The sequence below is a fragment of the Syntrophorhabdaceae bacterium genome, from assembly GCA_028698615.1.
Classification (GTDB): domain Bacteria; phylum Desulfobacterota; class Syntrophorhabdia; order Syntrophorhabdales; family Syntrophorhabdaceae; genus Delta-02.
Genome location: JAQVWF010000037.1, coordinates 1 through 21,438, shown reverse-complemented (window position 1 = coordinate 21,438; position 21,438 = coordinate 1). Strand labels below are relative to the sequence as shown.

Genomic DNA, 21,438 nt, shown 5'->3' with positions numbered 1-21,438 from the left:
ATCGCCTTTCAGGTGGGCAGTCAGGTCTCGCTTAATGAGATCGCCACGCAGGTCAAACTCGATGTCAAGACCGTAGGCCGATACCTGGATATCTTTGAAAAGGCCTTCGTCATCAGGCGCATCGGGGGATTCAGCAGAAACTTGAGGAAAGAAGTCGTGACCAAGGCAAAATACTGCTTCCTCGACAACGGGATCCGCAACGCGGTTATAGCGGCTTTTAATCCCCTCGACAGCCGCAACGATGCCGGGCAACTCTGGGAGAATTTCCTCATCACGGAACGGATTAAGAAATGGACGTACCAGAATATCTACGGTTCTTTTTATTTTTGGCGGACATATGGGGGTCAGGAGCTTGATCTTGTGGAAGAACGCGAAGACACCCTGACCGGTTACGAATTCAAGTGGTCCGACAAGAAGAAACAGAAGGCCCCATCGGATTGGTTCAAGGGGTACACGAACGCCACTTTTTCACTGATAAACCGGGACAACTACCTCGATTTCGTTCTGTAAAGTCGAGAGTACCGACGGGAACATTTTGGAATTGCGTACTACATACCCGTCAGCAAGAACCGCGTCATGAAAGGTGTTTGCGCTGACGCAAAAACATGGGGCGAGGCGGCTTCGATGCATTTCCAAAACGCGGCGGCCAATAAAATGCTAATACAATCCTTGACAGAAACCATAAATGTCAAGTAATCTTAAACATTCCAATATATCTTTGACGGGATTGACCCAACGTTTTTATGGTGGGAGTAGGAAAACATCATAAAAGGAGGAGTCATGAAAGACGGAGATTCACAACAGAAAGGCATGAGCAGGCGGTCTATGCTCAAAAGCGTGGTAGGTGTTGGTGCGATTGCTTCATTGAGCGGATTGGCACTGAATCTTGCGGCTCCCGGTACAGCAGAGGCGATCACAAAAAAGTTGCCCAAGAAATGGGATGAAACATGGGATGTTGTCGTTATCGGTTCGGGGTTTGCGGGGCTTGCGGCGGCTGCGGAGGCGGCAGGGGCCGGGGCTAAGACTGTAATCCTCGAAAAAATGCCCATCTACGGCGGAAACTCCATTATCAACGGTGGTGGTTACGCTGCCTGGGATGACGAGATGCATCTTCGTCAGAAAAAGAATCTCGGAGAGGACAGCGTCAAGCATCACGTCAAGGACACCCTGAAGGGCGGCGACTTCTACAACATGCCTGAGCTTGTTGAGGTCATGGCACAAAAAGCGCCCGATGCCCTGAACTGGATGATCGATGAAGGCGGCGCCCAGCTCAGCAACGTTCTGGTCCTCGGTGGTGGTCACACCGCATACCGCGCACACTTCTCCGCCCACAATTCCGGCAAGGATTATACCGAAGCACTGAAAAAGATCGCCGAGAAACGCGGGGTAAAGATGGTGCTGAACTCTCCGGTCACCTGGATCTGGCGCAAAGACGCAGATCCCAAGAGCCCGGTCCTCGGAGTTCAGATCAAGAGAGGCGCAAAGGTCGTGAACATACGGGCCAAAAAAGCTCTCATCCTCGCTTCGGGAGGTTTCAGCCAGGATGTGGAAATGCGGCTCTCCGAATGGCCCAAGCTTGTCAAGGAGTTCAACTGCACCAACCAGAAGGGTGCGACGGGCGAAATGATACGCTTTGCCAAGGCCGTGGGAGCAGATACACTGCACATGAACTTCATACAGCTCTTCCCCTTCGCCGAACCGGAAGCCGGTATCCTCGACAGGCCTGCCGTGTACGGTTTCAGCGGCCCCGGTGCCGGGGTCATCTACGTAAGCAAAGCCGGGAAACGTTTTGTCAACGAACTGGACCGCAGGGACGTATGCGCCTTCGCCCAGATCGCCCTCGGGGCAAACATGAAACCCGCCTATACGATCTTCAATGACGCGATACCTCCCAAGTTCGGCGGCAAACCCGCGGAGGTAGAAGCGGGCATTAAGAAAGGCCGTTTTATCAAGGGTGACACCATCGCAGACCTCGCCAAGAAGATCGGGGCCCCGGCCGATGTCCTCGAGAAAACCATAAACGACCACAACCGCTACATAAAAGAAGGAAAGGACCCCGAGTTCAACAAACCCATAAAGAAGACGATGGTCACCATGGACAAGGGGCCCTATTATGCCCTGCCGATGTGGCCGGCCGTGCACCACACCATGGGCGGTCTCAGGATCAACACGAATGCCCAGGTCGTCGATGTGTTCGGTGCAGTCGTACCGCATCTTTACGCGGCCGGTGAAGTGGCCGGAGGAGTCCATGGTTCAAACCGGTTGGGCTGCAATGCAACTACAGACTGCGTCGTTTTCGGCCGGATAGCCGGCGTGAACGGAGCCAAAGAAAAAGCATAATAAGCAAAAGGGCCATCCCGGGTGGGATGGCCCTTAACCCTTCACCTGTCATTGTTTCCTGAACACGTTGTATTTAACTATCGTGAAGAATGCCTTGATGCCGTCGCGCCAGGTGATCTTTTTGCCTTCTTCGTAGGTCCTGCCGTAATAGGAAATGGGAACTTCGAAGATGCGCCATTTCCCCCTGGCGACCTTTGCTGTGATCTCCGGCTCCACGCCGAAGCGGTCCGATTCGATGGTTATCGTTTCCATGACCTCTTTTTTGAAGACCTTGTAACACGTCTCCATGTCGGTGAGGTTGAGGTTGGTGAACATGTTGGACAGGAGCGTCACCATGGAATTGCCCACAAAGTGCCAGAAGTAGAGCACACGGTGAGGCCCTCCGAGAAAACGCGACCCGTAGACCACATCGGCCCTGCCTTCGAGGATAGGCGCCAGCAGTACCGGGTATTCCCGGGGGTCGTACTCAAGGTCGGCGTCCTGGATGAGAACGATATCGCCCGCTGCTTTGGCTATGCCCCGTCGCAGTGCGGCGCCCTTCCCCTGGTTCTTCTCCTGAAAGATGGTAATGATGCCTTCCTGAGTCTTCAGATACTCACGGGTCCCATCGGTAGAACAATCGTCGACAACAATGATCTCCTTTTCGTAGGGCGTCTCTTTCACCTTCCGGAGAATCTCGTCGATGAATTCGATCTCGTTGTAGGCAGGCACAATAACGGATAAAAGCATACGGTAATGTTATATGGACACCAGCGAGAATTCAAGAAAGAAAGAGGAAGCGCCAACCTCTTGCCTTTCCCATAACCCATGACCTGTTTCTTTTTTTCCTTTGGAATATCAACCAAAATGTGTCATATTCTGAGAAATATGGAAATTCCCTACATTGAACATTTCGGTTTCTCGGAAAAACCTTTCGGGATGTCCCCGGACCCGTCTTTCTATTATGAGTCGGTGGAGCACAAGCAGGCCATCGATTACCTGACATTCTTCATTGCGCAGCAGGAGGGTTTCGCCCTTATCTACGGGGATGTGGGCTCGGGAAAGACCACGATATCGCGGATCTTCCTCAATACCCTCGACCAGGAAACGTACAATACCGCCCTCATTCTGAATCCCGTTGCCGATGAGGCCGAGTTCATGAAAGAGGTGCTCCGCGAGTTTTCCGCCGGCGATATACCGGAGACAAAAAAGGAGCTTTACGACAGGCTCAGGCATTATCTCCTCGATGAGTTCCAGAAGGGCAAGATGAACGTCCTCGTCATCGACGAGGCCCAACTCCTCTCCTATGACCTCCTCGAGTTCATCCGTCTCCTTTCCAATATAGAAACGGACAAGCAGAAGATACTCCATACCGTCTTTTTCGCGCAGCCGGAATTCCTGGGAAAATTGAAGGACCCCGTCATGCGCCATCTTTCCCAGCGCATAACCGTCACATATCGCATCAAGCCGCTGACCTATGCGGAGGTGAAGGCCTACATAAATTACCGTCTTTTCAAGGCCGGGGCCAAGGGGCCGCTGGAGTTCCAGGAAAGGGCGATGAAGCTCATCCACACGGCATCACGGGGTTATCCCCGTCTCATAAACTACATATGCGACCGCTGTCTCCTCGTTCTCTACGCCGCGTCCAGTTATACCGTCGACGGCCACGTTGTGTCGAAGGTCATCCTCGAAGAGAGCATCCCCCTTTCCACGACAAAGCACTCCGAGGATTCCAGGAGGCTCGGCCTGAGGCGCCCTATCCTGGTAGGAGGGATCATCTCCGTGCTCATACTGGGGGTTGCCGTCTACTGCTTCATGGTCCCCGGAGCCCGTGGATTCTTCTCGTCCGGTAAGCCCCACACCCCGCAGGTGTCTGCCGCACAGACCGCAGCGCCCCCGGTTGCCCCTGTTGCCCAGGCCCCGGCAGCCGCAGCTTCCACGTCGCCGGCCCCTGCCCACCCGGTTCCACCCGTGAAGGCGCCGCCGAAGACCGACATCGTTCTGAAGAGGGTCTACGTCAACACGGAAGCCGCCAATGTCAGATCACGGCCCGATATCAATTCCCCCCGCATCGGCGTTATCATCAAAAACGAGACCCTGAGAGTCATCGCCGAAAAAGCCGACGCCGACAAACTCAGATGGTACAAGATCAAGCTCTACGAAGGCCGCGAAGGCTGGATAGCAGAATCGGTGGTCACCGAAAAAAGGTAGATCTCGCCCCCCAGTTTGTCTTTTCCGTCTTCACGCGTACCACATCTCCGCCTCAAACGTTTCCGAGGGGACTGTGATCACGAGGCAACCTCTCCGGGGCATCCTGTCGATCATCATTTCTTTCACCTTGAGGGAAAACCAGACGTCGGCCCTGTCTTTCGGGCCGAGGCCGAGGGCGCTGAAAGGCACGGACAGTTCAAGGATCTCGTCGAAGGCGGCCTCCACCGGCACAGTGGCTTCCACCGAACCGTCATGAACGCGGTATGCTATCTTGTGGTCGTCCTTGCCCATGATGGCGATCTCGAAGACCGCCCCGTCGACTTCGCCCATGAACCCCTTGTCGAGGTCGATGCGCAGGAAGAGGTTCGATTCATTGAATCCGTAATAGCAATCCTTGATGACGGAGACCGCTTCGTGCATGGCTGTGCCGTGTCCCTTGCCTTCGATAAGGCCGGAGCCGAACCATTCGAAATAGTTTGTCACCCTGCCATCGATAAGGGGACGGAGAAAATTGACGGGTTCCCGCGCGGGGCACGCCGCACGGTCCTCCGCAATGATCGGGATGGACAGTGTCTCGGGCACCTCTTTGCCGAGATAGCGATACACATTTGCCAGATTTTCGCGAAAAAGCAGGTCGAATATCTCGTCGCTGTCTGAGGAATGTTCATCTCCATACCACCAGAACCAGTCGCTGCCTTCAGCTATATAGATCGATTTCCAGGCCATCTTATTCTTCTGGTCAGGGTCTTCTTTTTCGAGGAAACGCCGGGTCCGGGTAAGCTGAGACCATGCGGCGTTGTCTTCGCTCTGGCCGATCCAGATGGAAAAATCATGTCCGATCCACGAACCGGCACGGCAGTGATGAAGGCTCCCGTAATCTCTTGCCGTCCTCAGGTACTCCGATATCGTTACCGGCGTCATGCCGTCCTCGCTCAGGATGCCCTCGTAGAGATAGCTTAAGAAATCCCTTCCATCGTTCTTGTAGTTTTCCCAGGCATTCTCGCCGTCCATGGCGATGGTCACGAGGGGCCCCGCGATCTTGTTCCCCATGGAGCCCCGGATCGTTCTGAGCCTGCTCAGGCAGTCCTGCGCCGCTTCCCTGGCATCGACCCGTGAATAATGAAAGGATATGAGGTCGGAAAGAGACTGGTCCCTGAAGATGACGGTGATATCGCGGTCATTCTTCTCATAACGGTACGGCTTGTAGAGCACCTCCGGAGTGATGACAAGGCCGCACTGGTCCCTGCGCGCTCCCCACCTCAGACTTTCAAAGAGAATGTCCTCGTCCGTGACAAGCCACCTGACACCCTGTTCCATGTAAAGCTCCAGGGCTTCTTCACTGACGGAGCCTTCGGGGGGCCACATGCCCGCCGGACGCGTCCCCATGATCCTTTCGAAAAGGTCGAGGCCTGACGATATCTGATGGGAAGCATCGCGGGGCCAGGAAAAGGGCACATCGGGCAGGTTGACCCCGGGCATTGCCTCCCTCGCCGACTCGTTGTTGATAAGGAGCGGAATGATGGGATGATAAAAGGCGGAGGTGGACAGCTCGACGATCCCCTGCGCGGCAAGCTCCCTGTAAAGGGGCACGGTGCTTTTGAGGATGCCCTTCTGGATGCCCTGAAGGATATCCTTGTCCTCCTCGCTGAACCTCCTGCCCTTTTCCTTGAGGTAATTGAGGCCCTCACAGGTTCCGAAGAAACCGGGGTCGATCCAGGCGAGATAGAAGAGTATCTGCAGGTCCCGAAGCTCGTCTTCGCTGAAATACCCGGTGATCTTCGGTATGCCGTCCCTGGGGCAGTAGAAGCCGCGCTTGGCCAGCAGTTCATAGTAGCGAGGGAACGGCCGGATCATGTTTTCCCAGTTGGCATTGAAAAAGTTGCTGAGCAAAAAGACCTTGTCCTCTTCGGTGAGCTCGGAGGGATGTCTTCTGAACACGTCGAGATATGTGTCCTTCACATTGAGGTCTTCGTAGTCCACAAGCTGTTCAAGAAGGGAGGGGACAAAATTGAAATTCTGCTTCATCCCGGGAAAATCCTTAAGCATCGCACCCATGTCGCAGTAGTCCTTGGTGCCGTGCAGAAGGGTCCAGGGGAGCAGATATTCCCCGGTGAAGGTATTCTTGTAGTAAGGCTGGTGCATGTGCCAGAGAAATGAGATGCAGATCCCGTCCATATGCGTGTTATCGCTCATAGTCCCCGATGGTTAATTCTCTCCGACCTCGAGATGCCGAAAGACAATGTCCCCCCCGGTGACCTCAATGATGCCGACGGTCCCTGTCGTCGAATAGCCGCCCCTGTAGCTTCCGGGATTAAAGAGAACGACTCCTCGTTTCTTTGTGTTTAACGGAACGTGGGAATGGCCGAAAACGATGATGTCGACACCCGGGAACGCATGGAAGACCGCATCCTCAAGCCCGCGGGGCGATCCCCATCCATGGATGATGCCTATTCGTCTCCCCGCGATCTCTTCCACCCGCCGCTCCGGAAGGGAGACCGCCAGATCGGAATCGTCCATGTTGCCTCTCACGGCCCGGAGGTCCCAGTTCGAAAGGTACTCAAACACGTTCGATGATGTCATGTCGCCGGCGTGGAGCACAATGTCCACATCGCTGAACAAGGCCTTCATGTGACGCCTGAAATCCTCTGTCGGGTGCGTAAGGTGGGTATCTGAAATGACCGCGATCTTCATCCGATGAATAACTCTATAAGAAAACAAGGGGACTGTCAAAAGCAAAGTGCCTTAACGCCTTGAAAACAGCGAGACCGGACCATGCCCGGGCCGCCTTCTTCATCAGCCTTTCATTCGGCCATCTGCATTGACATAACACCTTGTCCGGTGGTAGACTAGGTGATGAAATTATTAAAGAAAATCCCCTTGAAGTTCAATATATATCTCCTTAAAGAGCTTACCGGCATTCTGCTTCTCTCACTTGGCATCCTTACCTTTATCCTTGTTCTGTCCAGACTCGGCAAAATCGCCGACCTCGTTATCAACAAGGGGGTTGGGTTCGGGGACATTTTCGCCCTCGTAGCCTTCTCCGTACCCCCCTACCTCACCTTTACCCTCCCCATGGCCTTCCTCCTTTCCGTCATTGTTGTCCTCGGGCGTCTTTCCACGGAGAATGAGATACTGGCGTTGAAGGCGAGCGGTGTGAACCTCAAGTGGCTTTTCGTGCCCATAACCTTCGTAGGTCTCATAGTGACGACCTTGGGGCTCGTCAATACCAACATCCTCCTGCCCCGCTGCAGCGGCCTCTTCAGGGAAACCCTGATCAACGTGATAAAGAAGGGTATCTCCGTCGATGACAAGGAAGGCGTGTTCAACGACAGCGTACCGGGGGTTGTCATATACATCAACAAGGTCGACAGCACAAAGCGGACCCTTACGGGCATCGTCGTATCCGATGAGCGCAACAAGGACGTGAAACAGACAATCTCTGCGAGCAAAGGGTATGTCAACATCGATTCGGACACCTTCGAGCTTTATTTCATGCTGCAGGACGGCACTCTCCATCGATGGGAAAAGGCCACGGACACCTACCGGAGTGTCAACTTTCAAAACTATACCTTCACTATGAACCTGTCCCAAATGGTGCAGACGGGGGGCATCAGCAGAAAGCTGGCATATGAAATGGACCGGAACGAACTGAAGAAAGCGCTCAAGACGACAAAGAACGAGGATAATCGATACGATCTGCTTCTTGAGATCTATAAGAAGATATCCTTGCCTCTGTCATCGCTTGCTTTTATAATACTGACGGTTCCCCTCGGGGTAAAGCGGAAGGTGGAGGGAAGGTTCTCGGGGACCCTCTACAGTCTCCTGTTGTTCATTTTTTATTATGTCCTTATCGCCATGACGGACAGTCTGGGGAAGAACATCCATGCACCGCCCTATATCGTAACCTTCCTCCCCAACGTGGTCATAATGACCATGGGCCTTTACCTCTTAAGGAGCCTGAATAAGGAAGAACACGTCACGATATCGCAAAGATTAAAATACCTGTGGGTTTACTGTCTTGAAAAAGTTAAATAGATATCTCCTGTCGAGCGCCATCAAATACCTGCTCATCGCCCAGATGGCGGGGGTCAGCATGTTCCTCGTCATCGAGTTCTTTCAGCACACGGACCGATTTACCGCGTCGCTGCATGCCTTTACGATGGTCGTGCTTTACATTCTGCTCCTTCTGCCTTATTACTTCAATCTCATCCTTCCTCTTGCCTTTCTGGTTTCCATGCTGATAGTGCTCATACTTATGATCCGGGGGAACGAAATGATCGTCGCCCGGACCTCGGGTATCAGCACGCTGTCCCTCATGAAACCCTTCCTCGGTTTTTCCCTGGTGCTCATAATGTTCTCCTTCCTTCTGGCGGAATGGATAGTCCCGCTTTCAGCAAACGCCGCGAATTATATATACCAGGTCAAGATCAGGGGCGAAGAATCACAGGTCTTCATTAAGAATGACAAAATATGGTTCAAGAGAGACAACAAGATCTGCAATATAGATTTCTTTGACACAAAGAAGGATATCATCACGGGGCTCACCGTCCTGGAACTGGGAGATGATTTCGCGGTCGTCAAGAGAACAGACGCCCAGCGAGGCATATGGAAGGACGGCACCTGGTATTTTACCGGCGTTGCGGTCAGAACATTTGAAAAGAACGGCTATATCAGTAAAAAGGTATACCCCGGGATGAGCAATATTATCAATGAACCGCCCTCTGTCTTCAAGGTCGTCGAAAAGGACCCTGAAGAGATGAGCTACAGGGAGTTGTCGCGCTACATTTCCCGGTTGAGGGAGGACGGCTACGACGTAAGGCGCTATCTCGTGGACCTCTACAACAAGGTTGCCTTTCCCTTCATCAACCTCATCATGGTCTTCGCCGCATTTTCCGTAGGCCTGAGATATACAAAGACGAAGCATGTCTCCAAGGGTATCTTTTCGGGCATCCTTGTGGGTGCTTTGTACTGGTTTTTCCAATCCGTTTCGTTGTCGCTTGGTTATTCGGAGATCTTTCCTCCTCTTTTTTCGGCATGGTTCTCCAATTTGCTTTTTATTGCCTCAGGTGTCATCGGTATAGTCACGTTGAGGACATAGGTTCTATAATCGGATGTATGGCTACAGGAAAGGAGTTTTGTTTTGCGAGCATATCTGGATATTGAAACAGACAGAAAGGGGAACATCTGCGTCATCGGCCTCCTTGTCGAGAACAACAGTTTTCTCCAGTGGTACGGCGAGGACATATCGTCGGAGACCATCGAACGGGAACTTTCAAACGTAAAGACCATCGTTACTTTCAACGGAGACCTCTTCGATCTCCCTCAGATGAAGAAATGCCTGAACATCGACCTCCAGACGAACTTCATCTCCCGCGACCTCTTCAAGGACAAGAAAAAGCTTGGCATCAAGGGCGGACTCAAACAGCTCGAAAAGATGTTCGGCATAGAACGCAAGACGGAGGGCGTCAACGGGTATAAGGCAATGTGGCTCTGGGAAAAGTACAAGAGACACGGGAACAAGGATGCCTTGAAATTGCTCCTTGAATACAACAAGGAAGACGTTGTCAACCTTACAAGGCTTGAAGAGATCATCGACCAGCTTGGAGGCGGAACGCCATGATGGAACAGCCCTTTGAGATAGACTCGCGGTATAACCGGATAAGCGGCATCATGGTCATCCCCCGGTCGAAAAGAAGGTTCCCCTGCGCCGTTCTTTCCCACGGCCTCATCAGTTCAAAGGAGAGTTCGAAATATGTAGCGCTTTCCAAGCAGTTCGCCGAGGCCGGAATAGCGTCCTGCCGTTTCGATTATCATGGCTGCGGAGAGAGCGGGGGCAACATAGAGGAGACAACATTATCAATACGGCTCGACAATTTGAATGCCATTGTGGACCATGTGCTGTCCCACCCGTCCGTGAATCCTCACAAGCTCGGCATCACGGGAAGCAGCTTCGGCGGCTCCACGGCCCTTCTCAAGGCCGCCCGCGATGAACGGGTCCGGTGCCTGTCCCTCTGGGCCACCCCCCATTTGCTGGAAAACAAGGACGACGGCACCATTTCCGAGATCGCCTTCAAGGAGACGATATTTACGGATTTTCAGTCATACGACTTACTGGCTGAGGCAAAAAAGGTCTCCCATGCCCTCGTCATACATGGAGAGGCCGACGAAGTCGTCCCCTGCGCAGAGGGAAAAGCGATCTACAAACGCCTGAGCAAGCCAAAGGGCATCGAGATAATCAAAGGCGGGGACCACATCTTCTCCGCGGAGGCCCACAGGAACAAGGCCATCACCCTGGCCCTCAACTGGTTCAGAAGATACCTGATATCGGACAACGAAAAGACGACTTGAACCGTTAGAATTGTTGGAAGGTGAAAGGGTGGAAGCCGAGTTATGGTTTTTACTCTTTCTGCTTGTCGTTCTTCAATTTGACCCTGTCCCGGATCAGGTCGCCCAGAACATTGCTGAGGCCGATGCCCAGCGCCAGGGACATGGTCAGTACGATGCCGCCGAACACTATCAGAAAACTCACCGTTACGATGGTATTTCCCAGTCCTATATACTCGAAGACTATGCCGAAAGTGATGACGATGAGGAGAATCCTCACCCCTTTGGCGATGAAGTCGGCATATTTGATCCTGGCGTTCTCACAGGCAAGATAGATGATCCTGCCGAGGAAGTTGCTGAATATGATGCCGATGATAAGGATGACCAGCGAGACGATGATATTGGGCAGGGCCGAGGAGATCCTGGAAGCATACTCGGAGAACTGCGTGATCCCCATGTAATTGAGTCCGAAGGACAGGAAGAGGACGATGAATATCCAGTAGACGATCATGCTCAGGATAAGGGATGGCGGGCTTCTTATGCCGCCTTTCTCGAGGAAAGCGATGATCCCTGCATCCTGTGCCCATCTGTCAAATCTGAAGAGAACAAGCAGCTTGCCCAACAGCTTCTTGATGAACCAGCTTATGATAAAGCCCAGTATCATCACGATGACCATGACGATGATGCTGAGGAAGACCTCCTGAAAATTATCAAAAAGATCCAGGAACATATCCTGAAAAAACTTCATGATTTCCTGCATGCGAACATATTATGCAAAGTATTATGCCATGTCAATGGAAATTGGGGCCCATATTTTTTTGTTGACATTCCTCATTGATTCGTTTAGGAAATTGTAAAAATTGAAAGGAGGGATACTTCATGCCTGCAAAAGTCGATCAAGATTCCTGTACGGGCTGTGGCGCCTGTTCAGAGATCTGCCCTGCCGATGCGATCACCGTTGATGATGTGGCAAAGGTTGATGCCGAACTGTGCACCGAATGCGGTGCCTGTACAGAAGAATGTCCTGTGGAAGCTATTACTTTAGAAGAGTAATCTGGCCAACTTGACTCACAAATTATAAAAGGATGGGGTAAGCACCCCATCCTTTTATCGTATTTCCTCTTTGTAACTCTTTTCTTACAGTCCCTTCACCACGATCTCTGAAAGGTCCATGGCCTTCATGGTTTCGATCTTCTCTTTATCCTTGATGGCATCTTCCATCATGATAAGGCAGTACGGGCACGCCGTTACGACAGTATTTGCCTGAACGGCTATGGCCTCATCGATCCTGGCATGGTTGATCCGTTTGTGATGCTCTTCCATCCATATCCGGCCGCCGCCGCCGCCGCAGCAGAAGCTCTGGTTGTGGTTCCTGCCCATTTCCTCATACGCGCCTTTACGGACCTTGTCCACAACACTGCGGGGCGCATCAAAGATGCCATTCGCCCTGCCAAGATAACAGGGATCGTGGAAGGTCACTTTCCCTTCGAGCGCCGGGTTTATCTTGAGCTTCCCTTCGTTGATCAGCTTATTGATGAACTCTGACTGGTGGTACACTTCGAAGTTACCGCCCAACTGCGCGTATTCCTTTTTCAACGTGGTGTAGCAGTGAGGGCATGTGGTGATGATCTTTTTAATGCCGATCTCGTTGAGAAGTTCCACGTTGCCCTGGGCCATGCCGAGGTATTGTTCTTCGTTGCCGCACCGCCGTGCGGGATCACCGCAGCACATCTCGTCCGTACCGAGGATACCGAAATTGACGCCTGCCTGATCAAGTATTTTGGCGAAGGAACTCGCCACCTTTCTGTTCCTGTCATCAAGAGAGGCAACACAGCCGACCCAGTACAGGTAATCCACTTCCTGCTCCGCGGCGTTGCGGATCTCGAGGCCCTCGGTCCATCCCAGCCTTTCTTTCTTGCCCATTCCATAAGGGTTCGAATTCTTCTGGAGGTTCTTGAAGAGGAGCTTTGTTTCCGACGTGGTCTTGCTGAGCGTCAGAGTGAGGTAGCGCCTCATTTCTATGTTCTTGTCGAAGGTAGGGATAGACACGGGGCAGTTCACCTGGCAGGCAAGACAGGCGGTACAGGACCACAGGGTCTCTTCCTGGATGGTGGTATCGATGATGCCGTCTTCGTTCTTGATGCCGGCACAGGCGCGTTCCCATTCGCCCTTGAGGTCCTGGATGAATTGCTTCGGGGAGAGCGGTTTGTCGGTGTTATATGCCGGACAGAGGTCCTGACAGCGTCCGCACCGCGTACAGGCATCGAGGTCAAAGATCTGTCTCCAGGTAAAGCCCTCTATGCCGTTGACGCCAAACTCCTCGGCGTTCTCGAAATCCTCTATAGGTACCACGGCGCCCCTTGCACCCTCGGGTACGTCCTCAATTCCCCGGAACATCATATTCAGGGAGGATGTGATGATATGAAGCAGTCTGGAATAAACGATGTAGGCAAGAAGGCCGAAGGAAATGACCATGTGGAAATACCACAATATCTTGTGCGTTATTTCTATCGATTCCTTGGGCATGCCCGCAAATATGTAGGCTGTGATATAGCCCACGAAACTCCATTTCTCATAATCCGGCATTGAATGGGCGATTCTCGCGCCTTCGGCCAGGAATCCTGTTACGAGGACGACAAGTATCCAGACCAGCACTATGGCGTCGTCGGTCTTGTTGTCAAGCCGTGCCGGCTTCGTAACATAACGCCTGTAGATGGCCATCAGTATGCCAACGATGGCCATAAGGCCTGCCAGGTCGAGAAAGAATGACACGAGCAGGTAGAAACCGCCCTTCAGGAACTTCACCTTGAAGAAGAGGTCCGTGAAGTCCGCCTGGATCGCAACGAGGGCCGTCCCGACGCTGAGTATCAAAAATCCCCAGAAGATGAAGAAATGCATCCATCCCGGGAAGGCTTCGCGCAGGATCGATTTGTGAAAGATCCCGTTCGCGATGAAATACCCTATCCGTTCACCAAGCCTTTTTGTAAATTGAATAGGGGCAGGCTTTCCCATCTTCCACATGCCATAGCGCTTTTTCAACCCCACGATTAGAACGATAAAGGTAATGATCATGAACGCATAGCTGATCCACTGCGCACCAGTATCCTTTACGTTCCAGAAGATCTCCCTACCGATGTCCACCATAAACTGTGCCTCCTGAAGAATTTTTTGTATATTATCATTACAAAAGGCCAGTAAAATCAACAAAAATGTGACCGATTTCACGAACCCCCGGCCGGTCTTCGCTAAATCATGGCCTTTTCAGGCATAGACCTAATGTGGCATTTGATTGCGACGGGGTATCCAGAAGGAAATTTTCCTTGACATTTTTTCACCGCTTTTGGTATTTTAGACCTTAGTATACCATACAGTAAGGGGTTCTATGAAAAGAAGCTTGATTCTTCGCGCTCTGTGCTTGGGCATTTTATTTCTGGGATTACCTTTTCTCGTTAATGCTGTTCAGGTCAGCCACAAAGTTAAGCAGGGGGACAGCCTTTACAGGCTGGCGAAAAAATATCGCGTATCCGTCAGCCATCTCAAGAGCATGAACGGGCTTCGTTCAACAAAACTATCCCTCGGACAAACGATCATCATAAAGAAAGAACACGAGCGGGTCGCCATGATCGATTCCCGCAAACCGTCAACCGCGGCAATAAGGGCACAGGTACGGCAGGAGGAGCCGGCGCCGGTCATTTCCGAGAACGACTCCGAACTCATCGAGTACAAGGTGAAGCGTGGTGACACCCTCGACAAGATAGCAAGCCGCTTCAACGTCGAGAAGGAAGAACTGATCACGACGAATAGCCTCACGTCAAAAAAGAGGAGAAGGCTTTCTCCCGGACGAACCATTCTCATTCCCAGGAACATGGACGAGGAATACGACGACGATGACATCATCGCATTTAAGAGCACCGGTGGCATAAAACCCTGGAAGAGCAGTGATGAGAAGTATATGCTCGTCAAGGTCGCAAAGAGTTTCGTGGGTGCGCCATACAAATACGGCGGCAACACCCTGCGTGGACTCGACTGTTCCGCATATGTAAAAAAGATCTACGGGATCTTCGATGTCGAACTGCCAAGGAGCGCCCGCGAGCAGTACCGGGTAGGAAACAGGGTCACCAGGGAGGAACTCTCTGTGGGCGATCTCGTTTTCTTCAAAACAAGGCGCTATGCAAAATATCCCACCCACGTCGGTATCTTTATAGGCGATGGTAATTTCATCCACGCCTCTTCCGGGAAAGGACGCCTGGGAGTAAAGATAGACTCTCTGAGTTCGCAGTATTATTCCGGGGCTTTTATCGGCGGCACGCGCATCAAGGAAAGCACCGACACAACGGACAACCAACCTGAGGCAGCACAGCCCGTTGAAAGATACAGTAACAACTCCTGACATTCTCCCCGAAAAAGAATCATCAAGCTTTATTGAGTGTTGACACAACCGCTGTAACTGTGGTGAAATAGCAACCAGCAATGGCAAGAAAAAGAGAAAAAGAGATCATCCATCGGCCCGATATATTTGTCCAGGCTTTCGATTCGATTTCCATGTACATCAGGGAGAATACGAAACAGTGCCTCTATGGACTCGCCGCCTTTCTCATCATAGTGGCCGTCGTCGCGTCTTATATCGTTTATGCCAACTACCAGGACGAGAAGGTTCAGTACCAAATAACTCAGGGCATAATGGCCCTGGAAACCTACGGACAGACCCGGGCGGCCGGGGATATCGACAAGGCGGAGGGCATCTTTCAGAAGATTGCCGTCGGTGCAAGCGGGAAGTCCCGCTACGTTTCCAAGTTGTACCTCGCCAATATCAGCATGACCCGGGGCAAGCGCGAGGAGGCCCTGAAGCTCTACCAGGAAGTCTCGCGAGACTCATCAAACAAGGCCCTGACCTACCTGGCCGACAAAGCCATCACAACAATCGAAAAGAAGTGAGGAGTCAGGAGTAGAGCGCTTTCACCGGTTCGTACTTCGTTCCTTCCATGGCGGGATAGATGCCTGCCAGGACACCGATGACCATGCTGATGCCGAGGGCCAGGGGAATGTTCATGGAAAAGACCATGGGGAAACCCCCGATGATGTCGACGATTATGGTTATCAGGAACCCCGCCAAAATGCCGCAGATACCGCCTACCAGGGCCACGATGACCGATTCCGACAGGAACTGGATTATAATGTCCCGTTTCTTGGATCCTACGACCCGCCTGATGCCGATCTCCATCTTCCTCTCCGATATCGAAAGGAGCATGATGGCAAAGATCCCCAACCCGCCGATGAGGAAGGATACCGTTGAGGCGATAATGGTCAGGACCGAAACAAGCCGTATGCCTTCCTCCTGGGTCCTCAGTATGTCCTCCATGGAGAAGATGGAGAAATCGTCCTTTTGCTCCGGCTTCGTATTGTGGATCTTTCGGATAAAACCCCGGAGGCTCGACTTCATGCCGGTAAGGGAATAGCCATCCTGCACCTGCACATATATTCCTTTTATGTGATCAACGTTGCTGTAGCGGCGCATGAAAGCGTTCAGGGGGACATAGACCTGCAGGTCCTGATCCTGACCCGCAAAGTCCGTACCCTTTTCCTTCATAACGCCGACTATTTCGGTGGGGACGCGAAAAATGAGGATATTCTTCCCTATGGGGTCCTCGCCGGGGAAGAAGTTCTCAAAGACCTTGTACCCGATAACAGCCCTTTTCTCGGCATTTGCGTCTTCCTGGGCGGTAAAATACCTCCCCGCCGCCAGATCAACATTGCGTATATCGAAGACCTTGTCAGAGACCCCGGCTATGCTCACGGTAAGCGTACTGTCCTTGTACCGCGCGGGGTAGCTGATATCGTAATAGGGGACCACCTCGACAACACCGGGAAGGGATTCCTTTATAAGCTGGGCGTCCTTCAGCTTCAGTGTCTTTGATTCCGAGAACTGCCGGGTGCTCCTGCCCGCCGCAAAGACAAGGCCCGCCCGAACGATCACAAGGTTCTTGCCGAATTTCCCGATCTCCGACTCTATCTTCTTCTTCATGCCGTTGCTGATATTCCCGAAGGCCACCAGGCTCATGACAGCAAAGAGAATGCCCATGAGAGCAAGGGTCATCCTGCCTTTATGGACTACCAGGTTCTGAATGGCTATCCTGAGATAAAAGGAGACGGTGTATCTCATCCCCGGATCGCCTCTATCGGTTCTATTCTGCTCGCCCTTAACGCAGGCCTCAATCCCGACAAAAGACCCGTGAGAAAACTGAACAGAAGGGCAAAAACAACGACCTTGAAAGAGAACATCATGGGAATATCGAAAAGTTTCTCGAAGGTGCCCCCCAGTATGATACTGAGCAATATCCCGGCGATGCCCCCAATGAAGGTGATGAGGATCGATTCGAAAAGAAAGGAAAGGAGGATGCCTTTCCGTGTTGCGCCATAGGCCCTTCTGATGCCGATGTCTTTCTTGCGTTCCTGTATCGTGAGATAGAAAAGGTTCGCAAGAACGAAACCGCTCACAACAAGGGCCACGATCGATGCCGTTCCGAGAAAGAGGAGAAGCGATCCTGAGATCACCGTCACAAATGCAAGGATGTCCTTTGAACTCCTGATGGTGAAATCATCATCAAGGTTCCCTTTCAGGCCATGGCTGGCCCTGAGGACCGCCTGGATGTCCTCTATCGTACTATCAAGATCCCTGGAGGTCTTCACCCGTATCAAGCTCAAATATCGTTTTTCATTGACAATGCGCGAGGTCACCGTGGTCAACGGCATGATGATCCTGTCATCAACGTGCGGCCCGCCGATGCTTCCGCCTCGCTCTTGCAGAACGCCGATAACCTTTGTGGGAAGCTTGCCCACAAGGATCGTCTTTCCCAGGGCATCTTCGCCCTTGAAAAGCTCTTCATGCACCTTGGCCCCGATGACGCAGACCGCCTCCGCCCGGTCGTAGTCGTCGGCCGTGAAGACGGTCCCCGCCTGAAACCCCCAGGAAAACGATTCAAAATAGTTCGTTGTCGACCCTATCGCCTGGGTCTGCCAGTTCCTGTCCTTGTAGCGCATCATCACATTGCGCGCCGAGTATACCTCCATGACGTCGTAGATGCCTTCCACCCTGGCTACCAGATCGGCGTCCCGCACCTTGAGCGTGGTCATCCGTATCCTGGCGGCACGCTGCTTCTCGCCGCCGCCGAACACCATGATCGAATCCGGCCCCAGGGCCTCGAAGATATCATGGGCCTTCCTGTTGGCCCCGTCGATGGTGGTAATGATGATACAGATGGAGAGGATGCCCAGGGTGACCCCGGAGAATGAAAAGATGACCCTTCCCCGGTAATAGTAGAGGATCTTTACGACCTCTTCGATGAACTCTCTAATTTGTGATATCTTCTGAAATAGCGCCATCCTCTATCCTGACAAGGCGTTTTCCAAAGCTCGCAAGCTTGGGATCATGGGTCACGACGATGATAGTCTTGCCTTCGTCGTTAAGCATCTGGAAGAGATCCATGATCTCACCTCCCGTCTTCGAATCAAGGGCCCCCGTCGGTTCATCGGCAAGGATGAGCTCCGGGTCGTTGACGAGCGCCCGTGCAATGGCCACACGCTGTTGTTCCCCTCCGGAGAGCTGAGTCGGTTTGTTGTGTATCCGGTGTTCGAGGCCAAATCTCCCAAGGAGCATCTTTGCCTTGTCCCGGGGGTGCTTAATGTCTTTCCTGGAATAGACTATGGGTATGAGGACGTTCTCGATCGCGTCCAGGTAGGGAAGGAGGAAGAACTGCTGAAAGACAAAGCCTATGTAGCCGTTGCGCATATCGGCAAGCTTTTCGTCATCGAGACCGTCCACATTGGTATCGGCGAAGATATAATCGCCTGCGGTCTGCTTGTCGAGAAGGCCTATGATGTTCATGAGTGTCGTCTTGCCGGACCCGGAAACACCCATGAGGACAACGAATTCTCCCTTTGCGATGTTCAGATCGATGCCCTTGAGAATAGGCAGCTCCCTGTCCCCTATGAAATAGCTCTTAAAGATGTCTCTGAGAACGATCACTTTCAGTGGCCAACGTTGTTCCGCGGCTTCTTGGCAGCCGGCGCTACGGATGGGACGATCACCTCTTCCCCCTCGGCAAGTCCTGACGTTATCTCCGTATATCTCTGGTCCCGGATGCCGGGGGTGACCTCCTTTCGAACAGTCTTGCCCTTTGACCTCAGGTACACGACATTCTTTCTGTCCTCAAAGCGTATCGCTCCATTGGGCACAACGATCACGTTGGGCTTTTCCTCGACAATGATCCGGACATGGCTTGTCATTTCCGGCTTGAGGGTAAGGGCATCGTCAGGATCGATCTTGACGATGGCGAGGTAGTAGACAATATTCTCCTTGATCTCCGGCTGGGGATAGATGCGGTCGATGACGCCTTTGTATGCCTTGTCGCGATAGGCATCGACCCAGTACTCCACCTTGAGCCCGGGTTTCACCCTGCCGATGTCGGTTTCGTCCACGTATATCCACATCTCCAGCCTTGTGGGGTCAATGATGGTTATCAGGTTGGGAGCCGACAGGCCGGAGACTACCGTTTCCCCTTCCTGTGTCGCGACGGACGATATGTACCCCGATATGGGGGCGAAGATCCTGGTATAGCTATGGCTCACTTTGAGTGCGTTGAGTTTCTCCTGTGCCTCTCTTATCTTTGCCTTGCCGAGTTCGACCTGGGCGCGCGAGACATCGAGCTCACGCTTTGCCTTCTCCACGCTGTCCTTCGTGGTGTACTCTTTGACAAGAAGACGCTGCTCCCTTTGATAGTTCATCTGATTGTAGGCATCCTGAGCACGTTTTGCCTCGAGGTCCCTGCGCTGTTGTTCCACGGCGGCTTCGGAATTGCGGATATTCGCAAGGATCTCGCGGTCATCGATCTCCACAATGAGATCACCCTTCTTCACAAAATCCCCAACCTGGAATTTCAGCCTCTTCAGAGTCCCCGTCGCGCGGGTGCCGACCTTTACAATGGCGCCCACCTGGGCCTTGACGATGCCTGTCTGTTCGGTGGAATAGACGACGTTGGCGCGCTTCACCGTAAAAGGTTCGCCTTCCCTTTGCTTCTCACCTTTGCGGGTGGCGAAGAAAATGATGAGGACTATCACGCAGAGAGCCGCGACTGCATAGAGGATCTTCCTTTTCATCACCGGCGATCCTCGATGTAGGCCGCTTTCTCCAGATAGGCAAGCGAAACCTGCGCCCGGGAAAGTGAGCTGACGTAGTTCTCGTTGGCGGAAGCCAGGTCTTTTTCGCTCTGGAGAAGATTCAAGATGTCCCCCTTCCCTTCCATATATTCGCCATAGAGCTGCCTGAAGTTCGATGTCGCCTCCCGGACAAGCTCGCTGTACATCTTCACATTATGTATGCTCAATTCATAATCCTTGACCGCATTCGCTATATCGAGGCTGGTGGTCCTTTTGGTTTCCTCGAGCCGCTGGCGCGCGGCGTTGACGTCGCTCATGGCCCCCTGCACGTTATAGTACCGGCCGACCCCGTCAAAGAGGGGGAAGGTGAGGCTCAGGATAAAGGCGTCGCTTCTTCCGTCAGGGAAGAAGCGGCTGTCCTGCCTGGTTTGCCGAAGAGTGCTGTCTATCTTGGGAAACCAGGCACTCTTTCTCTCGTCGTACACTCTCATCAACCTGTCTATCTCCTTTTGCTGCACTATGATCTCAGGTTTCATGGTAAGAGCCCGGACGTTCAGACTCTTCAAGTCGGCGCTGAAAGAAGGAGCCGATAGATCTCCCTCCACATCGAAAGGATCCGGTGTCTGAACAATAACGATCGACCTGACCGATTCCAGGGACTTCTCATATTCCTTTTGGGCCCTTTGCAGGTCGATCTTCGTGTTGAGAAGCCGGACCTCAGCCTGGAGCAGCTCGCTCTTCTTCGCGACACCTTCTTCGTATCTTCCGCGGGTGAGATTATATATTTTCTGCGCTGCCTGCAGCGCTTCCCGCCTCTTCCCGACAATGGACTTCGCCCCAAGAGCGACATAGAAGGCGCTCTTGATATTGAAAAGCACATCTTCCCGAACACTCTTGAACCGTTCCCTTTCCCTTTCCCAGACTGAGAACGCGCCCTTTCGCCTGGCCCACCGCTCGCCGCCATCGAAGATCCGCCAGGAGACCGAACCTGTGAATGTATAGGCATCACGGGAATCCGCGGTATCCCGCAGGTTGCCCGTGTAGGTGCTTATCGGCGTCGAGGGAGACAGTGTCCTTATGTACGAGGAATCAAGGTTAACGGCCGGCAAAAAGGGGTCGATGGAAGATATATAGGAAAAGCGGGACCTTTTGACGAACTCTGCCTGTTCCTTCATGACATACGATTCACCGAGGCCGTTTCTTATCGCATCCTCAAGGGTGACTGAGAAACCCACCCCGGGGACAAGAAAGACCAGGAAGAAAAAACAGATGGCCCGCCGTGCAAGGATACGTCTCGACAAACGAATTTCCCTATGGATCATGTATCGATCTCGCGCACTTTTCCTGTCAAAAGTATCTCCAGAACCGCCGTAAGTCAAATCTTAGCATAATCACTCTTCTGCCACAATTGAAAGACATGGGGACACGCGA

The 21,438-nt window shown here is 52.6% G+C and carries 20 protein-coding genes; 10 read left to right on the top strand and 10 right to left on the bottom strand.

Going from position 1 to position 21,438, the window contains the following annotated elements:
• The coding region (locus tag PHC90_11170) for a DUF4143 domain-containing protein (GenBank protein MDD3846905.1) at positions 1-510 on the top strand (510 nt) is incomplete at its 5' end.
• 270 nt (positions 511-780) lie between these two features.
• The gene (locus PHC90_11165) at positions 781-2,340 is read left to right on the top strand and encodes a flavocytochrome c (protein ID MDD3846904.1); all 1,560 of its coding nucleotides are present in this window, start codon (positions 781-783) and stop codon (positions 2,338-2,340) included.
• 48 nt (positions 2,341-2,388) lie between these two features.
• Here the strand turns inward: PHC90_11165 and PHC90_11160 are convergent, their stop codons facing one another.
• The gene (locus PHC90_11160) at positions 2,389-3,069 is read right to left on the bottom strand and encodes a glycosyltransferase family 2 protein (protein MDD3846903.1); all 681 of its coding nucleotides are present in this window, start codon (positions 3,067-3,069) and stop codon (positions 2,389-2,391) included.
• Between the two features lie 138 nt (positions 3,070-3,207).
• Here PHC90_11160 and PHC90_11155 point away from each other — a divergent pair, with 138 nt between their 5' ends.
• Positions 3,208-4,530 carry an AAA family ATPase gene (locus tag PHC90_11155; protein MDD3846902.1) on the top strand — a complete coding sequence of 441 codons (1,323 nt, stop codon included), beginning with the start codon at positions 3,208-3,210 and terminating at the stop codon, positions 4,528-4,530.
• 30 nt (positions 4,531-4,560) lie between these two features.
• On the opposite strand, the gene PHC90_11150 is transcribed toward PHC90_11155, so the two are convergent.
• Positions 4,561-6,723: a glycoside hydrolase family 57 protein gene (locus PHC90_11150; GenBank protein MDD3846901.1), complete on the bottom strand. Its 2,163-nt coding sequence runs from the start codon at positions 6,721-6,723 to the stop codon at positions 4,561-4,563.
• A gap of 12 nt (positions 6,724-6,735) precedes the next feature.
• Positions 6,736-7,221, bottom strand: coding sequence for a metallophosphoesterase (locus PHC90_11145; GenBank protein MDD3846900.1), 486 nt, complete (start codon positions 7,219-7,221; stop codon positions 6,736-6,738).
• A 162-nt stretch (positions 7,222-7,383) separates the two neighbouring features.
• Here PHC90_11145 and PHC90_11140 point away from each other — a divergent pair, with 162 nt between their 5' ends.
• From PHC90_11140 to PHC90_11125, 4 genes are read left to right on the top strand one after another with little or no spacing between them, the layout of a single operon-like run.
• Positions 7,384-8,565, top strand: a complete 1,182-nt coding sequence (locus PHC90_11140; protein MDD3846899.1) for an LptF/LptG family permease — start codon at positions 7,384-7,386, stop codon at positions 8,563-8,565.
• Positions 8,549-9,628, top strand: coding sequence for an LPS export ABC transporter permease LptG (gene lptG, locus PHC90_11135; protein MDD3846898.1), 1,080 nt, complete (start codon positions 8,549-8,551; stop codon positions 9,626-9,628). Before PHC90_11140 ends, lptG begins: the two co-directional genes overlap by 17 nt.
• A 42-nt stretch (positions 9,629-9,670) precedes the next feature.
• Positions 9,671-10,150 (top strand): ribonuclease H-like domain-containing protein, encoded by a 480-nt coding sequence (locus tag PHC90_11130; GenBank protein MDD3846897.1) that lies wholly within the window; start codon positions 9,671-9,673, stop codon positions 10,148-10,150.
• Positions 10,147-10,878 (top strand): alpha/beta hydrolase, encoded by a 732-nt coding sequence (locus PHC90_11125; protein MDD3846896.1) that lies wholly within the window; start codon positions 10,147-10,149, stop codon positions 10,876-10,878. Before PHC90_11130 ends, PHC90_11125 begins: the two co-directional genes overlap by 4 nt.
• A 49-nt stretch (positions 10,879-10,927) precedes the next feature.
• Here PHC90_11125 and PHC90_11120 read toward each other — a convergent pair whose 3' ends face one another.
• Positions 10,928-11,602 carry a hypothetical protein gene (locus PHC90_11120; protein ID MDD3846895.1) on the bottom strand — a complete coding sequence of 225 codons (675 nt, stop codon included), beginning with the start codon at positions 11,600-11,602 and terminating at the stop codon, positions 10,928-10,930.
• A 131-nt stretch (positions 11,603-11,733) separates the two neighbouring features.
• Between PHC90_11120 and PHC90_11115 the strand changes: the two genes are divergently transcribed.
• Positions 11,734-11,907: a 4Fe-4S binding protein gene (locus PHC90_11115; GenBank protein ID MDD3846894.1), complete on the top strand. Its 174-nt coding sequence runs from the start codon at positions 11,734-11,736 to the stop codon at positions 11,905-11,907.
• Positions 11,908-11,991: 84 nt separating this feature from the next.
• Here the strand turns inward: PHC90_11115 and PHC90_11110 are convergent, their stop codons facing one another.
• Positions 11,992-13,998 (bottom strand): heterodisulfide reductase-related iron-sulfur binding cluster, encoded by a 2,007-nt coding sequence (locus PHC90_11110; protein MDD3846893.1) that lies wholly within the window; start codon positions 13,996-13,998, stop codon positions 11,992-11,994.
• 238 nt (positions 13,999-14,236) lie between these two features.
• Here PHC90_11110 and PHC90_11105 point away from each other — a divergent pair, with 238 nt between their 5' ends.
• The gene (locus PHC90_11105) at positions 14,237-15,244 is read left to right on the top strand and encodes an NlpC/P60 family protein (GenBank protein MDD3846892.1); all 1,008 of its coding nucleotides are present in this window, start codon (positions 14,237-14,239) and stop codon (positions 15,242-15,244) included.
• An 80-nt stretch (positions 15,245-15,324) separates the two neighbouring features.
• On the top strand, positions 15,325-15,789 hold the full coding sequence (locus PHC90_11100; GenBank protein MDD3846891.1) for a hypothetical protein: 465 nt from the start codon (positions 15,325-15,327) through the stop codon (positions 15,787-15,789).
• Between the two features lie 4 nt (positions 15,790-15,793).
• On the opposite strand, the gene PHC90_11095 is transcribed toward PHC90_11100, so the two are convergent.
• The 5 genes from PHC90_11095 to PHC90_11075 are packed head-to-tail and all read right to left on the bottom strand — an operon-like array spanning position 15,794 to position 21,329.
• A complete protein-coding gene (locus tag PHC90_11095) occupies positions 15,794-17,014 on the bottom strand; it encodes an ABC transporter permease (protein MDD3846890.1) in 1,221 nt (406 codons plus the stop codon).
• Positions 17,011-18,234: an ABC transporter permease gene (locus tag PHC90_11090; protein ID MDD3846889.1), complete on the bottom strand. Its 1,224-nt coding sequence runs from the start codon at positions 18,232-18,234 to the stop codon at positions 17,011-17,013. The genes PHC90_11095 and PHC90_11090 overlap by 4 nt, the downstream gene beginning before the upstream one ends.
• Positions 18,203-18,877: an ABC transporter ATP-binding protein gene (locus PHC90_11085; GenBank protein MDD3846888.1), complete on the bottom strand. Its 675-nt coding sequence runs from the start codon at positions 18,875-18,877 to the stop codon at positions 18,203-18,205. The genes PHC90_11090 and PHC90_11085 overlap by 32 nt, the downstream gene beginning before the upstream one ends.
• Before the next feature lie 2 nt (positions 18,878-18,879).
• Complete coding sequence (locus tag PHC90_11080; protein ID MDD3846887.1) at positions 18,880-20,007, bottom strand: efflux RND transporter periplasmic adaptor subunit; 1,128 nt, start codon at positions 20,005-20,007, stop codon at positions 18,880-18,882.
• The gene (locus tag PHC90_11075; protein ID MDD3846886.1) at positions 20,007-21,329 is read right to left on the bottom strand and encodes a TolC family protein; all 1,323 of its coding nucleotides are present in this window, start codon (positions 21,327-21,329) and stop codon (positions 20,007-20,009) included. The genes PHC90_11080 and PHC90_11075 overlap by 1 nt, the downstream gene beginning before the upstream one ends.
• Between the last annotated feature and the right edge of the window lie 109 nt (positions 21,330-21,438).

Excerpts from the sequence above, each read along its gene's own strand:
- PHC90_11150 (MDD3846901.1), bottom strand. The coding sequence starts at position 6,723 with ATGAGCGATAACACGCATATGGACGGGATCTGCATCTCATTTCTCTGG.
- PHC90_11110 (MDD3846893.1), bottom strand. The coding sequence starts at position 13,998 with ATGGTGGACATCGGTAGGGAGATCTTCTGGAACGTAAAGGATACTGGT.
- PHC90_11115 (MDD3846894.1), top strand. The coding sequence starts at position 11,734 with ATGCCTGCAAAAGTCGATCAAGATTCCTGTACGGGCTGTGGCGCCTGT.
- PHC90_11165 (MDD3846904.1), top strand. The coding sequence starts at position 781 with ATGAAAGACGGAGATTCACAACAGAAAGGCATGAGCAGGCGGTCTATG.
- PHC90_11105 (MDD3846892.1), top strand. The coding sequence starts at position 14,237 with ATGAAAAGAAGCTTGATTCTTCGCGCTCTGTGCTTGGGCATTTTATTT.
- PHC90_11090 (MDD3846889.1), bottom strand. The coding sequence starts at position 18,234 with ATGGCGCTATTTCAGAAGATATCACAAATTAGAGAGTTCATCGAAGAG.
- PHC90_11075 (MDD3846886.1), bottom strand. The coding sequence starts at position 21,329 with ATGATCCATAGGGAAATTCGTTTGTCGAGACGTATCCTTGCACGGCGG.
- PHC90_11095 (MDD3846890.1), bottom strand. The coding sequence starts at position 17,014 with ATGAGATACACCGTCTCCTTTTATCTCAGGATAGCCATTCAGAACCTG.
- PHC90_11155 (MDD3846902.1), top strand. The coding sequence starts at position 3,208 with ATGGAAATTCCCTACATTGAACATTTCGGTTTCTCGGAAAAACCTTTC.
- PHC90_11140 (MDD3846899.1), top strand. The coding sequence starts at position 7,384 with ATGAAATTATTAAAGAAAATCCCCTTGAAGTTCAATATATATCTCCTT.
- PHC90_11125 (MDD3846896.1), top strand. The coding sequence starts at position 10,147 with ATGATGGAACAGCCCTTTGAGATAGACTCGCGGTATAACCGGATAAGC.
- PHC90_11145 (MDD3846900.1), bottom strand. The coding sequence starts at position 7,221 with ATGAAGATCGCGGTCATTTCAGATACCCACCTTACGCACCCGACAGAG.
- PHC90_11160 (MDD3846903.1), bottom strand. The coding sequence starts at position 3,069 with ATGCTTTTATCCGTTATTGTGCCTGCCTACAACGAGATCGAATTCATC.
- PHC90_11120 (MDD3846895.1), bottom strand. The coding sequence starts at position 11,602 with ATGAAGTTTTTTCAGGATATGTTCCTGGATCTTTTTGATAATTTTCAG.
- PHC90_11100 (MDD3846891.1), top strand. The coding sequence starts at position 15,325 with ATGGCAAGAAAAAGAGAAAAAGAGATCATCCATCGGCCCGATATATTT.
- PHC90_11080 (MDD3846887.1), bottom strand. The coding sequence starts at position 20,007 with ATGAAAAGGAAGATCCTCTATGCAGTCGCGGCTCTCTGCGTGATAGTC.